Below are 14,676 nucleotides of genomic sequence, written 5' to 3' on the forward strand. Positions count from 1 at the left end.
AGAAAAATATACAAAAAAAATAGGCCTATGCCTATTTTTGACTAAGATATTTAGTTGCCATTACTACATCTTCTTCTTTATCAACATCGTTACCTATTTCTGGATATTTAGATATGATAGCCTTTCCTTTTATGTTAAATAACTCTTGTGCTTTTTTCTCAATATGAGAAATTGAAAGTCTCCCTATTAAAAATAAAAATAATATCTTTCCTCCTAATAATTTTCCTAATTTCCATGGTTTTTTTCTATAAGCTATAAATTGTTTCGCATCTTTTATTAATCTATCTATGATTCCAGGGTTAACATAAAAAATATTGCCACCTGTAAAAACTCCTTCTTTCACCCGTGCATAAGTCCTTTTAGCCTCAGGAAACTTTTTTAAATTATCTTCTTTTCTAACAATAGGATAACATAAGTCCGCTCCTGTAGCCTCTGACTTTTCAATAAAATCGCAAACAGCTTCTTTAGTCAACATAGGAATATCACAAGTAAGAATCAAGACTCTTTTGTCATTTTTAAAAGGCTCTACTCCTTTCAAAACATTGTCCATTATATTGTCAGCTTGTTCAATGATAACATCTATCCCTGCTACTTTTTTAAGTTTTTCGGGATCTCCAACTACTGCAATTTTATCTATTTTATCACAACCTCTTAAAGCCTCAATTACATAAGAGACCATATACTTCTCATTTATTTTAACAAAAGCTTTATCAGGCAATTTGTCCTCTTTAGTACTGCCGGCCAAAATTATGGCATTCACCCAAATCACTCCTTGTAACTAAAATACTTTATGTCTTTTACAACCTCTGTCTGGAAATTGCGTATATGCTTCTCTGCCCATCTTCTTGCAGCATCTGTATCTCTTGCTTCGATAGCTTCTGTAATTTTTTTATGCTCTTGATGTATCTTTTTCGCTTTTTTCTCTTCGTTTATATACCTAACTCTAAATCTGTGTACATGTTCTTGTAAATTATTCATTATTTGAATTAATTTGTCATTTCGTGAAGCAGTAAAAATTAAATCATGAAATTCTTTATCCAACTTCACTAGCCCTTCATTATCACCTTCTTCTATCTTTTTTTGAAATTCCTCTACAATTTTCTTTAATTTATCAATTTCTTCATCCGTTATCCTTTCAGCAGCTAGGGAAGCAGCTAATCCTTCTAACGAACTTCTTACTTCTAAAACATTCAAAAGGTCTTTTGCATCCAAATCTGCCACATAAGCACCCTTTCGAGGAACCATAACAACTAGCCCCTCAAGTTCTAATTTTCTAATCGCCTCTCTCACTGGAGTCCGACTTACTCCCAGCTTTTCTGCCAGCTGAACTTCCATAAGTCTCTCTCCAGGTTTTAACTTGCCTGTAATTATGGCATCTTTCATGTAATCAAAAACTACATCTCTTAGCGGTTTATAATTTTCCAATGGAAGAAAATCATTCATACAATTCTAACCCCTTATCTATAGTTTTTGAAAAAAACACAAAACTGTAAACTTCTTTTAAATCCTCATAAGCTCTCTTAAGTCTTTCTAAATCGTCAAAAATTCCGTAAACAGTGGGACCACTACCTGACATAGCACATCCTAATGCGCCTTTTTTAAGCAATTCCTCTTTTATTTGATTAATAACTTCACATTCCCGAGAAGTTACCAATTCTAAATCGTTTTTTATATTTTCTGCAATTTTGTATATGTTTCCTTCTTGTATAGCTTGAGCAACTAAAAAGTAGCATGGTGACTTTTAAAATTAAGTCTGTCCCATTTATCATAAATTTCTTTTGTGGAAATTTCAATATCAGGTTTTACAAGAAGTAAACTCATAGAGGGAACCTTTAAATTTTCAAATATTTCCCCTATGCCTTTCGCAAGCTTTGTCCCACCTTCCAGACAGAAAGGAACATCTGCTCCAACTTTCAAAGCAATTTCTTTTTTCTCTTCTTTTGACATATTCAAATTCCATAATTTGTCTAATGCAACAATTGTAGCAGCAGCATCAGCACTTCCCCCAGCGAGGCCGGCAGCTAAAGGAATTTTTTTATTAAGCTTGACTAACACCCCTTCTTTTTTTGGTATTTTTCTTTTAGAAGGTTGATGACCTTCACTATTAAATTATCTTCTCCTTCTGGCACTCTATGATCACTGCAAAAAACCTTGACTATTTCGTTTTTTTCAAACTCCAAAATATCAGCCAAATCAATTGATTGCATCACCGTAGAAATTTCATGATATCCATCTTCTCTCTTTCCTAATACATCTAAAGATAAATTAATTTTAGCATAGGCCTTTACTTTGATTTTTTTCATTTTTCCATCCCATCCACGCTCTTTCAATAATATTATAGTTATATATTATACATTATACAATAACTTTTCTGTAAAAAAAATACGCAGTCTCCTGCGTATCATTCTTCCATAGGTATTATTAATTTCATTCCCTCTGAAACTTTTTCTTCTTCTAAGCCATTGGCAGAAATTAATTCTTCAAGGCTCACCCTGTACCTTTTAGCAATATCCCATAGGGTTTCATCTTTTTGCAGCATGTAGATAACAATGCTGTGTTTATTATCGATTTCTCTTGGAGCTTCGATTTCCTTAAGGTCTACAATAACCTCTATTTCTTTCTCTACAAGTAAATCAACAGTATTATCAATTGCAAACTTTAATTCAATTTCTTTCATAGCTATTATTTCATAGGAAACATGAGAAATTTTTATATCAACCAACATAAGTCCTTTAACTTGACTTATCTCAACAAAAGTCTTAAAAGGATATTCATCTCTATAAGACTTTACACTACCTTCTTCAGACAAATATAAAATAGTATAATCTAATATTCCTTCTAAAACCAATTTATCTACATCTACACTGTAGTCAGATATAACAGGAATAACCACAACATCTATAAATCTTTTTAAGAAAGAAGGTAATTCTACATTAGTTTTGACTACAAATTGAGATTTAAAAGATTCTAATTTCTCTATCACAGTTAAATTTTCTTTTATGGGTTGAATATAAGCTTTTGTACCATAGGCATCAACAGGAAGCTCTCTATCCTCCGTCTCCAACACTTGAACTTTTACTCTTATTGTGACTTCTATATCTAAAATAGTATTTTCTCCCTTTTCATCCTCCAATATGGTTGTAACTACGTCCACGACTTCCTCTTGAGTTTTAGCAGACATATAACTTAAAGCCCCAGGAATATCTACAAAATTTGCATAATTTAAATCTGTTTCTAAATTTCCAAATTCTCCTCCCTGGGAAATATATAAAATATTACATTGTACACTTCCTTGAACTATTACCTTGTTATCAGTGACTTTAATTTCTTCCGGTTTTACTGCGACATCTGTTTTTATGACTTTTTGAATAGGGGCCTCTCCATCAGGAACTTTTATTTTATCTTTTACAAAGACTTCTACACTATTTTGTCCCACTGTATGCATTAACTTCACATTTTTCTTTAGAGACTCCACTTTTATCGAATCTTCAGCTCCTATTACTACTTCTTTTTTATCAGATACTACTAATCTGCATTGTATCTTTATTACAGCCCTCATACTTATTTTTCTACTGTTTACCAACTTATAGTCAATATTTTCAACATTTGCAACTAGTATGCATCTGCTCCTTTTATCAATGCCTTCATCCTCGATAACATGGGAATAGTCAATTTCTTTTTCAATTCTTTCAAGCTCTCCATTTTTTTCGCCTAAATACAAAATGTCTAATGTTAGTTTACCTTCAAACTGAACTTTTCCTTCTGTTACAAAAATTTCATTAATATATGTCCGGGGATTTACCGCCAAAAGTACCAGCACGTCCGGTTCATTCTCAGGAACAATTATATCATTCTCTACAAGAAGTTGAGTATCATATGTACCTGATACAGAATCAAACTCTAAAATATCTTTATACACCTGTGGCATGCTTTTACCTCCTTAAAATAATTGTCCTTCACAATAAGATATGCTAATATAATATATAGTTATTGAAATAAAATTATGCCAAAAAAATAAGACCGAATATCTTCGGTCATTGGAGACACTGGATTTTTTTATTTCCTTCCATCACTGTTAACTCTACTGTATCTGTTAAAATATCTGAATAACTGTAAGAAACCCTCCGGGTCGCTCCTTGTCCATCTAATACCACAATAAAAATGCTCGGATATGTCTTTTCTAGTAATCCTTCTTTTATTATGGTCTTTTTTCTGCCACCATTTGTTTTAAGGCGAACTCGAGCACCTATATGTTTATCCAATTGTTTTTTTATTTCATCAAGGGTTGATCTATCTGCCACCACTATCAACTCCTTAACACATGCTGTGAATATTGTACCACAATTTTCAGACAATGTCAAGGGTATAATATTATATCAGTGCACCTGCCTATTTGTCAATAATGATTTTTGTGCAAAAAACAAAAAAAATATGCAAATCTCAGAGATATTTGCATTTAATCAGTAATTTTTAGCTTACGGAGTAAATTAATTTAATATTTGCCTTTTGGAACGCCATATCTAAATTTTCCCATTGTCTGCAATCCTCCAATTCCTGGCGCTCCCGTTATAGTGTTTTCTATTAATTCTTCAATTTTTACAAGCTCATTTATATGGGAAAAAGCCACTTTTTCACTCACCAAGACTGGATCAAGGCAGTGTATTAAAACCCTTTCTGGAGAGCTGGCATAATTAGCTCCCGCCTTTATAAGAGCTTCGTAATTTGATTGACAAGCTCCTGCAAAAATCACTAAATTGTCAAGTGCTGGTTCGTACTTCCTTGCATTTTTAACCGCTTCCACAAAATATTTGGAATTTCTGTAGTTATTTATATCGCTATAATCTCTGGTGTTGCTTCTTATACTATCATGACCTGTAAGAACTAATATATCAGGCCTATATTTTTCTAAGAGGTCATACACTTTATCTGGTTGTTCTTCTTCCTTTACCACTACTCCTACGACTTCCATACCTACCTTTTTATAGGCATCAAGACATACATTTAAATATTCCTCATCTCCGTCTATGTGAAGAACTTTTCCTGGTCTTCCGTAAGGCTCTTGCCGACTTGCACGCACCATCCCTTTTTTCGCTGAAGGCTTTTTGAAGAGGCAATTTTTTTTAAAAGGTATTCTGCCTTTTCTCTATAAGGCCTATCATACTCCACAATTTTGGCGCGAGAAACCTCTATAAGGTCGTCTTCTGGTGCATCTGCAATTATTCTCATGTTTAAACCGTGTAAAAGATAATGCCTTACTCCTTTATTATCTATAACATTAATGACTCTAAACAAAATGTCAGAGCCATAAGACTTTCTCATTACAATGTCATTAATGCGAAAAGCCATAAATTAACCCCCTGCGCAGCTTAATTCATAGTTTATAATATGCAGAGGGGTATATATAGGTGTATATAAATTTATTCTTCCATCTGTTTACCCAAAAAAGCAGCAGCTGTTTCAGCGATTTTTGCTTCAACTTCTGTAACTGCTTCACCGGCTTCTTTAGTAAAAATCACCACACTTCCTATTGTATCTCCTCTTGAAATAATAGGAACTATAACTTGAGATGTAATGTTAAATTCCTGTCCATCTGCTATTTTAATCGGTCCTTTATCTTTCCCAGTCCCAAGCATTATCGTCTTTTTTCTTCCAAATATTTTTCTAATTCTTGACTTATTGGTTTATCAATTAATTCTTTTTTGCAACTCCGGAAACAGCTATTACATTATCTGTATCTGTAATGCATACAGGGTGTTTTGTAGATTGATATATGCTATCAGCGTACTCTTGCGCAAAATCGCTTAATTCACTTATTGGAGAATATTTCTTTAAAATTATCTCTCCTTCTTTATCTGTAAAAATTTCTAAAGGGTCTCCTTCCTTGATTCTTAATGTTCTTCGGATCTCTTTAGGAATAACAACTCTCCCTAAATCATCTATTCTGCGTACAATTCCTGTAGCCTTCAAAGTAAATACCTCCATTTCCTAAAATTTTTAGCTCAAGATTAGTATTTATATTTTTCCATAAATTTATTCGCAAAAAAACCGGCAACTAAACTGCCGGCTTTTTACCCCACTGTTACTTTTATATTTTGAGGAAACTTTTGTATTTTTGCTGCTTTCTCAAGGGCATCATATTTTTCTTTAATAACTTGATTTTTCTTATCATTTAACAAATAGCTTTCTATCGCATCCTTTACTTCATTAAAAGGTTTTATTGCAACACCCTCTGACTTTATTATATGGTATCCATAATCAGTCTTAACAGGTTTTGATATTTCACCTTTCTTAAGTGAAAAAACTACTTGGTCAAACTCGGAAACCATAACGCCATGAGGAAATTCTCCCAAATCTCCTCCTTGGTCTTTTGTAGCAGTATCAATAGAATACTCTTTTGCTAATGTAGCAAAATCTTCGCCTTTCATAAGTCGATTGTATATATCTTCTGCTGTTTTTTCATCAGCCACTAATATATGACTAGCCTTCACCACTTCAAACTGCTCTTTATTATCCTCATAATACTTTTTTAACTCTTCTTCTGTAACTTTTACATCTTTTGTATATTCGTCAAAGAGCTTATTTATTAAAAGATAATTTTTCACATCTTCTTTTGTAATATCTTTATTAACTTCTTTTTCTTTTTGATACTCATCCGCTATTTCTTTGTCTGTAACTGCAATATTATTTTTTAGGGCCTCCTGCACAAGTAATTTTTGAGCAATCAAACTATCAAGCACATTTTCTTTTACTACATCTAAAAACTTTTTCCCTTGATAATCCTGATTCCATATGTCTTTTGTATATTGTGGACTACTTTCAATTTGAGCCTTTACTTGGTCAAAAGCTTTTTTGTATTCAGCATTAGTAATGTTTTCACCATTAACAGTTGCAACAACGTCTTTTTTGGCAGAGCAGGATACTGTTAAAAATACTATAAAAACAAAAAATAAAAGTAATGCGATTTTCCTTTTCAATATAACATCCTCCTGACTTTAAAAAGTTTACATAGGCATAACTTAATTATATATCATTTCTCCACTAACTGCAAACTTTTTATTTTTTCTACTAATTCAATAAGTTCCTTTTGTATAGTCTCTTTTTTATTGAATCTATAAGTAAGATATGGTTGTACTTGACTTGAAAATATTAAATTCCCTCCATATTCTTTTATTACCTTCTCTATAACCTCCATATTTACTGATTCCATATCTTTAAACTTTAAAATAACGACGTTTCCTTTTTCCGTTATTTCAGTAATATAGAGCTGAGAGGCAATAGCCTTTAAATAAGCAATTTCCAATAGTGCCTCTACAGGCTTTGGATAATCGCCAAACCTATCTACAAGCTCTTCTGAAATCTCTATCATATCTTCTCTAGATTCTATAGAGGCTATTTTCTTGTACATCTCTAATCTTAAATTTTCGTCTTCAATATAGGAAGAGTCAATATAAGCATTGACTTTTATGTCTATTGTGGTAGTAATCTCTTCTTTGGGAGCTTCTCCCTTTAAATTCCGTATAGCCTCCTCTAAAAGCTTTAAATACAAGTCATAACCAATTGCATTAATATGACCATGTTGTTCTGCTCCAAGGAGATTTCCTGCACCTCTTATCTCCAAATCTCTCATGGCAATTTTAAATCCAGAACCAAATTCAGTAAACTCTTTTATCGCCTCCAACCTTTTTTCCGCCACTTCACTTAAAACTTTATCCTTTCTATAGGTAAAATAGGCATAAGCAAGTCTATTTGACCTACCTACTCTTCCTCTTAATTGATACAATTGGGAAAGCCCTAACTTATCCGCATCATAAACTATAATAGTATTTACATTTGGTATATCAAGCCCTGTCTCAATTATTGTAGTACTTACTAAAACATCGTATTCCCCATTTAGAAAGTCAATCATCACTTTTTCTAATTGGCTTTCTTCCATTTGCCCATGAGCCACAGCTACTCTACAACCAGGAACTAAATCTTTTACCAAAGAAGCCATCTTTTCTATGCCATTTACTCTATTGTAAACAAAATAGACTTGTCCCCCTCTTCCAATTTCCCTTAAAATAGCATCTTTTATTAATTCTTCATTAAATTCCATCACATAGGTTTCTACTGGAAATCTGTCTTCAGGAGGATTCTCCAATACGCTCATATCCCTTATACCAATCAAGGACATGTGCAAAGTTCTAGGAATAGGAGTTGCTGACAATGTCAAAACGTCTATATTTTCCTTAAGTTTTTTTATTTTCTCTTTATGAACAACTCCAAACCTCTGTTCTTCGTCTATAATTAAAAGTCCTAAATCTTTAAATTTCACGTCATTCTGTAAAAGCCTGTGAGTACCAACAATAATATCGATAGTCCCTTCAGCCAGGCCTTTAATTATTTGCGCTTGTTCTTTGGGAGTCCTAAAACGGCTAAGCATTTCTATCTTTACAGGAAATTCTTTGAATCTTTCTATGAAATTAGTATAATGCTGATAAGCCAAGATAGTTGTAGGACACAAAAAAGCAACCTGTTTTCCATCAGCCACCGCTTTAAAGGCAGCCCTTAAAGCTACTTCTGTTTTACCATATCCCACATCTCCACAGAGCAATCTATCCATTGGCCTGTCTTTTTCCATATCCTCTTTAATTTCTTTTATACACCTTAACTGGTCTTCCGTCTCTTCATAGGGAAATTGCTCTTCAAACTCCTTTTGCCATGGAGTATCAGGAGAAAAAGCATGTCCTTTCACCATCTGCCTTTTGGCGTAAAGTTGTATCAAATCCTTAGCAAGGTCTGCTACTGCTTTTTTGGCTTTTCTTTTTGCTCTAAGCCATTCACTACCCCCTAATTTATTTAACTTAGGTGGATTGTCTGTAGGCCCCACATATTTTTGCACAAGGTCTAATTGTTCTACTGGTACAAAAAGGGTATCTCCCCCTGCATAAATTATTTTTAAATAATCCCTTATAATCCCATCTACTTTTATCTTTTCTATGCCTTCATACTTTCCTATACCATAATTTACATGCACAACATATGACCCTACTTCTAATTCAGTAAAGCTTTTTATCTTGTCGGCATTTCTAATTTTTACAGTTTTTTTGCTCCTTTTAGTCTGACCAAAAATTTCTCCATCGCTTATAACCGCAAATTTTGCATCCACATACTCAAATCCCTTGCTAACAGAGGCAGGATATATGACCACTTGCCCTTTTTGTATATCGTATTCACTGTCTTTAATCACTACAGTATCAATATTAAAACTGTCAAGCGTATCTTTTAAAATTCTTGCTCTTTCTTGATTCCCACTTAAAAGCAATACTTTATATCCTGCGTTTTTGTAATACTTCAAATCATCTACTAAAATATCCATTTTGCCGTGAAAAGGGTGCATAGACCTTGATACAAAATTAACAATTGTTTGAGGCTGTAGTTCATTGTCAGGCTTTGCTAAAGTATTCATTATGAGTAAAAAGTTATTTTTCACTCTTTTTAATATCTCCTCATAATCAAAAAAAGCTTACTTTGCTCTGGCAAAACCTCTCCTTTTTCTAACAAAACCTTGAAATTTTCATTAAATTCCATTTGAAGGTTATTTACCCTTTGTTTAATGCGACTGCTTTCATCTAAAATAATAATTGCCTCTTCTCCCATATAGTCAACAATAGAATAGACATCATCATAAAAATAATCTATAAGCTCATGAATATTTTCCACCCTTTTAGATTCTGTAATCTCCTCCATAATTTCTTCAAATTTTTGCTGTAACTTTTCTGCAATGCCACTTTTCGATTTTTTTATTTTTGACAAATAGGAATTTAAATAGTTCGAAACTGCCGAAATCCCCTTTTTGATGTGCTCTGCCTCTGCGATAAACTCTGTAGCTGGAAAAATATTTATTTTATCAATATTTTCTAAAGACCTTTGGGTAATCACATCAAAAGTCCTTATGGAATCTATTTCATCGTCAAAAAGTTCAATCCTATAAGGATATTCTTCCGTAGGGGAAAAAACGTCAATTATTCCTCCCCTCACACTAAATTGCCCTTTTCCTTCCACCATTTGAACCCTTTCATACCCCATGGTCACCAAATTTTTTATAACTTCTTCTAAATTTACAGTATCACCTAATTTAAAAACAAATTGATACTTTTTAAACAAATCCATAGGTATGAGCTTACCTACTGCTGCGTCTATAGAAGTAACTACAGCATGGGGACTTCCTTCTGACAATTTTTTAATTACCTGCAATCTCTGAGACACCACTTCTTGACTCGCAGCATCTATTTTATAAAACAAGGCTTCTCTTTTGGGAAATAAAGAGGCATTGCCAAAATTAAAAGAATACAAATCTTCGTATATTTTTCTTGCTTCCACCTCATCAGGAGCAATAACTAACACCTTTTTGTTAAACTTAGTCATTATATAATGGGCAATATGGGCTTTTTGAGAATCTGTAAGCCCATAAGCCAAAATAGGTCCTTTCCTCTGTTGTAGAAATTCTTCTATTGTTTTAATCTCTTTTAATTCTTCTATTTGACGAGTAAACATGTTCATCACCTCAACACAAGCCTATTCCATAAGCCATGTATTAAAGAAGTTACAATAATAGCCAAAAAAATATTTGTATGCATCACTAATATGTAAGAGGTTATACCAAAAAAGCTGTGGCTTAAGATACTTAAAATAGAAGCCCTTAAATTGATTTTATAGGAAGCTTTTATGTAATCATTTACTGCCTCTGCAATTCCAAATATCAAATGAGACAAAAGAATAGAGGAAGTCAAATACCCTGCCACTGTCTTACAAGTTTCTTCAATGGCTGGTACAAGATAAATTATAGCTCTTCTCTTATATTTAGTTACTGCCATCCTATTTAGAAAATATGCTAAAATTACACCACCAATTCCAGATAATAGCCACATGTATTCATTTTTCTCCTTTATTGCCTTTTTATCAACCGTTAAATTTGCTCATAGAATGTTCTATCCCATTTTCTATAATATCTATCACCGCATCTGCTGCTTTTATAACAGCTTCATCAATTAGTTTTTTCTCTGACTCTTCAAACTTTCCTAATACATGACTTACTAAATCCTTTTGCGGTTTTCCAATTCCTATTCTAACTCGTGGTAATTCTTCGCTATTTAAAAGATATATGATAGACTTCATTCCATTGTGACCGCCTGAACTTCCTTTTTTCTTATCCTTATTTTGCCCACATCCAAGTCTTTATCGTCATAAATCACAATTACATTTTCAAGTGGAATTTTATAAAAATTTACAGCATCGTATAAAGCTTCACCACTTGAATTCATAAATGTCTGAGGCTTTAAAAGAATTATTTTCTCTCCTTTAAAATTCCCTTCACCCACAAGGGATTTAAATTTTAATTTTGTAACATTCATACCTAATTTTTTTGCCAATTCATCTATTACCATAAACCCTATATTATGTCTCGTTCCTTCATATTCTTTACCAGGATTCCCTAAACCCGCAATTACGTACATACGACCACCCTTCCTTATCAAATTAATTATACACAATTAAGCAAAAAAAAGCTATAGCATTTACAAAAGACTACCGGCAAGTTGCCACTTGCCGGTAGTCTTTTGTGCGTGGGAGGCCTTTATTTCATTTATTGAAAGTTTGCACTGCTTTGCAATTTTACAGGAACTGTAAATGTTTTGCCATTTCTCCAAACTGTTACACTTATTACATCTCCAACTTTGTGGTTATTTATTATGCTTTGCAAATCCTCAAAGGAAGTAATGGTTTTGCCATCAGCCTTTATTATCACATCTCCTGGTTGGATACCAGCTTTTTCTGCTCCACTATTTGGCTGAACTTGTACTACATACACTCCTACAGGCAAATTATATTGGGCAGCATCTTGTTGTGTAATAGTTTGAGCACCTATTCCCATCATAGGCCTTTCTACATAGCCGTGTTTTATTATCTGGTCAATTATAGGTTTTGCTTCGTTTATTGGAATTGCAAAACCCATACCTTCAACAGGGGTTCCTTGGCTCTGGAACATTCCAAAAGGGTCTTGTATACTTGGTCCTATTGAAGTGAGCTTAACACTTGTTATACCTATAACTTCTGCTTTACTGTTCACAAGAGGTCCGCCGCTGTTACCAGGATTTATAGCTGCATCTGTTTGTATGAGTTTGACAGGCCCGTAATCACTTTGGAGGTTTCTGTTAAGTCCGCTTATTATACCAGCTGTGACTGTACCTGCAAAGGAATCTCCAAGAGGATTACCTATAGCAATTGCCAATTCCCCAGGTTGGAGTTTTGAAGAGTCTCCCAGTCTTACCACGGGTAAATTAGGAAGGTTTATTTTAAGTACTGCGAGGTCTGTTCTATCATCTTTTCCTACAAGTTTTGCATCAGCACTCCTTCCATCTAAAAGTTTTACTGTGATTTTCGATGCTCCGTCAATTACATGGTTATTTGTGACAATGTATCCATCCGAACTTATTATAAAGCCAGAGCCACTGCCTTTAGGGACATATTCTGTTCTATAACCATTTGTATAAGCTGTACTTGTATCAATTTCTACCACGGCTGGGCTGACAATTTTGTATATGTTAGGTATTAAATTCAAAATACCACTATCATTTGAGGAAGTAGCATCTAGAGGTAAATATCTTGTAACAACCTGTGCTGATGCATCATTTTGAGTTCCATAGTATTTCATCACAGCACCTGTAACTCCTCCGCCAATTAAAGCTGATACTAGCGCTACTGCAATAAAAGATGCTACCATCTTCCTTCTAAATCTTTTTACCATCTTCCCAAGACTCTTTTTGTTGTTTCTAAATTCCACTTTAGGAATTGGTGCAGTAGTTTCCAATTCCTCTTGCTTTTGTTCTTCTGCCTTTAATATTTCGCTATTTAATTCTTCTGTTTGATATAGCTCTTCTTTTTCATTTTCTTCTGGAGGAACTACATTCTCCGGATCATTTTTTTCAATTTTATCTTCAAAGTCTTTTTCGTAATCCATAATCACTCACTCCTTTTGTTTTTTCTTGCTTTTAATTATAACCCCTTTTTATTAACAAATTATGAACATGATGTAAAGATTTTAAGTAGTTTTTATTAAAAAATTTTTTGCACTGTTTTTTATAAATAAATGTGCGGCCCAAGTATTCACTTGGACCGCTATGATAAGGGAGGTCAAGGAGAGGCATTTGTCGCTCTCAAGTATCATTATATCCTTTATTTATGAATAAAGTGTTAACAAAGTGTAAATATTTTATTGTGATTTTTTAAAATTTTTTCACCGGTAAAGTAAAAGTAAATGCTGTACCTTTGCCGAGTTCACTTTCTACCCATATCTCCTCATTATGAGCATTTATAATGCGCTTTACTATATAAAGTCCAAGGCCTGCTCCATCTTTCCCTCTCGATTTGTCCGCTTTATAAAATCTATCCCATATATGCTCTTGGTCTTCTGGAGAAATACCTATTCCATTATCTTTTATAGTAATAAATGCCTTGTCATCTTTTATTTCAGTAAAAATATGAATTATACCCTTTTCTTTAGAAAATTTTATTGCATTGTCTATAAGATTTGTCAAAACTTGTTCTATCTTATCTTTATCAGCTATAACTATTCTTCTGTCTTCTTCAAAATCGACTTTAACAGTTAGATCTTTTTCCACTATCCTTTTTTCAAACTTTATAACGGCCAGTCTTATAAGTTCATTTATATCAAATTCAGTCTTATTAAGTGGGAATTGCCCTGACTCAAGTTTAGTCATTTCAAGGAAATCATTTATGAGTCGAGACATCCTCCTTGTTTCTTTTTGCACTATTTTAAGATAATCGCAAGCTTTTTCCTTGGGAATAGTACCATCTAATATCCCATCTATATATCCTTGTATAGAGGTCAATGGAGACCTCAATTCATGGGAAACATTTGCCACAAAATCTTTTCTCATATCTTCTAATTGTTCTAATTCTTTTGCCATAACATTAAAGGATTTAGCTAAATCCCCTATTTCATCTTCTTCTTTATGTTGCACCCTTGCTGAAAAATTCCCCTTCGCTACCTGCTGAACAGCCAAGCTCATTTCTTTAAGAGGCTGAGATATTTTACTGGAAGTATAAGAAATGAGCACAAAACCTATTATAAGAGCTACTCCTCCAGATAAAAGCATTAAAATAAAAATGTTTATAATGGTTTTATTCATTTCTGTCAAAGGTGCATGCATAAATATAGCCCCTTCAATACGGCCATTTATAACAAGAGGCACTCCTACTGTCAAAACAGGCTGATTAAATTTACCACCAAAATATCCTTTTTTTACAACAGATTGTCCATCTAAAATGCTTTTTATTTCTTCTTTACTGAGGCTTACTCCTGTCCACGCTTTGCCCTGCTGCTGTGATTGACTGTAAATTAGCCCTTCTTTATCTACGATCCATACAGTAGCATTAATCAACCTAGTAACAACATTTAATTCTTGATTCCATTTATCTATGTTTATGTCACCTACTGCAAATTCATTTAAAATTGCATTTATTTCTTGAGCCTCTTCCAACATTATTTTTTCTTTGTCGGCAAAATAATAGTTTTGAAACATCAGATAAAACATCCCTGAAAGGATAGACAAAGTAATAAGGATGATAATTATATTGCTTATAAAAAGTTTTTTAAAGAGTCTATTTTTGCTCAAA

At 33.3% G+C, this 14,676-nt stretch carries 8 protein-coding genes and 5 pseudogenes; all 13 read right to left on the minus strand.

From position 1 onward, the window contains the following. Positions 1-31 precede the first annotated feature (31 nt). The 13 genes and pseudogenes from OEI98_RS13965 to OEI98_RS14045 all read right to left on the minus strand — a co-directional run bounded on the left by OEI98_RS13965 (position 32) and on the right by OEI98_RS14045 (position 14,675). The gene (locus OEI98_RS13965; RefSeq protein ID WP_004399000.1) at positions 32-760 is read right to left on the minus strand and encodes a nucleotidyltransferase family protein; all 729 of its coding nucleotides are present in this window, start codon (positions 758-760) and stop codon (positions 32-34) included. A gap of 5 nt (positions 761-765) precedes the next feature. Beyond that, on the minus strand, positions 766-1,443 hold the full coding sequence (locus tag OEI98_RS13970) for a GntR family transcriptional regulator (RefSeq protein ID WP_003870429.1): 678 nt from the start codon (positions 1,441-1,443) through the stop codon (positions 766-768). Then, positions 1,436-2,303, minus strand: a pseudogene (gene ispE, locus OEI98_RS15190) (4-(cytidine 5'-diphospho)-2-C-methyl-D-erythritol kinase). The gene OEI98_RS13970 and the pseudogene ispE overlap by 8 nt, the downstream one beginning before the upstream one ends. A gap of 98 nt (positions 2,304-2,401) precedes the next feature. Then, positions 2,402-3,928, minus strand: a complete 1,527-nt coding sequence (locus tag OEI98_RS13990; protein ID WP_004399004.1) for a DUF3794 and LysM peptidoglycan-binding domain-containing protein — start codon at positions 3,926-3,928, stop codon at positions 2,402-2,404. A 106-nt stretch (positions 3,929-4,034) separates the two neighbouring features. Beyond that, positions 4,035-4,304: a Veg family protein gene (locus OEI98_RS13995; protein WP_003867615.1), complete on the minus strand. Its 270-nt coding sequence runs from the start codon at positions 4,302-4,304 to the stop codon at positions 4,035-4,037. Between the two features lie 188 nt (positions 4,305-4,492). Next, positions 4,493-5,346: pseudogene (gene yabG, locus OEI98_RS14000) on the minus strand (sporulation peptidase YabG). Positions 5,347-5,417: 71 nt separating this feature from the next. After that, positions 5,418-5,967, minus strand: a pseudogene (spoVT, locus tag OEI98_RS15195) (stage V sporulation protein T). 101 nt (positions 5,968-6,068) lie between these two features. Then, positions 6,069-6,974 (minus strand): peptidylprolyl isomerase, encoded by a 906-nt coding sequence (locus OEI98_RS14015; protein ID WP_004399007.1) that lies wholly within the window; start codon positions 6,972-6,974, stop codon positions 6,069-6,071. A 53-nt stretch (positions 6,975-7,027) separates the two neighbouring features. After that, positions 7,028-10,536: pseudogene (gene mfd / locus OEI98_RS14020) on the minus strand (transcription-repair coupling factor). Positions 10,537-10,541: 5 nt separating this feature from the next. Continuing rightward, complete coding sequence (locus OEI98_RS14030; RefSeq protein WP_004399010.1) at positions 10,542-10,910, minus strand: hypothetical protein; 369 nt, start codon at positions 10,908-10,910, stop codon at positions 10,542-10,544. A 31-nt stretch (positions 10,911-10,941) separates the two neighbouring features. Beyond that, positions 10,942-11,495 (minus strand): annotated as a pseudogene (gene pth, locus OEI98_RS14035) (aminoacyl-tRNA hydrolase). A gap of 128 nt (positions 11,496-11,623) precedes the next feature. After that, positions 11,624-12,997 carry a S1C family serine protease gene (locus OEI98_RS14040; RefSeq protein ID WP_004399015.1) on the minus strand — a complete coding sequence of 458 codons (1,374 nt, stop codon included), beginning with the start codon at positions 12,995-12,997 and terminating at the stop codon, positions 11,624-11,626. A gap of 265 nt (positions 12,998-13,262) precedes the next feature. Beyond that, the gene (locus OEI98_RS14045; RefSeq protein WP_004399017.1) at positions 13,263-14,675 is read right to left on the minus strand and encodes a sensor histidine kinase; all 1,413 of its coding nucleotides are present in this window, start codon (positions 14,673-14,675) and stop codon (positions 13,263-13,265) included. Position 14,676: the final 1 nt, after the last annotated feature.

Source organism: Thermoanaerobacter sp. RKWS2, from assembly GCF_026240795.1.
Taxonomy (GTDB): domain Bacteria; phylum Bacillota; class Thermoanaerobacteria; order Thermoanaerobacterales; family Thermoanaerobacteraceae; genus Thermoanaerobacter; species Thermoanaerobacter ethanolicus.

What these genes read in the sequence shown, in the direction of transcription:
- OEI98_RS13970 (WP_003870429.1), bottom strand. Translation starts at nt 1,443, where the DNA reads ATGAATGATTTTCTTCCATTGGAAAATTATAAACCGCTAAGAGATGTA.
- OEI98_RS13990 (WP_004399004.1), bottom strand. Translation starts at nt 3,928, where the DNA reads ATGCCACAGGTGTATAAAGATATTTTAGAGTTTGATTCTGTATCAGGT.
- OEI98_RS14030 (WP_004399010.1), bottom strand. Translation starts at nt 10,910, where the DNA reads ATGTGGCTATTATCTGGAATTGGTGGTGTAATTTTAGCATATTTTCTA.
- OEI98_RS14040 (WP_004399015.1), bottom strand. Translation starts at nt 12,997, where the DNA reads ATGGATTACGAAAAAGACTTTGAAGATAAAATTGAAAAAAATGATCCG.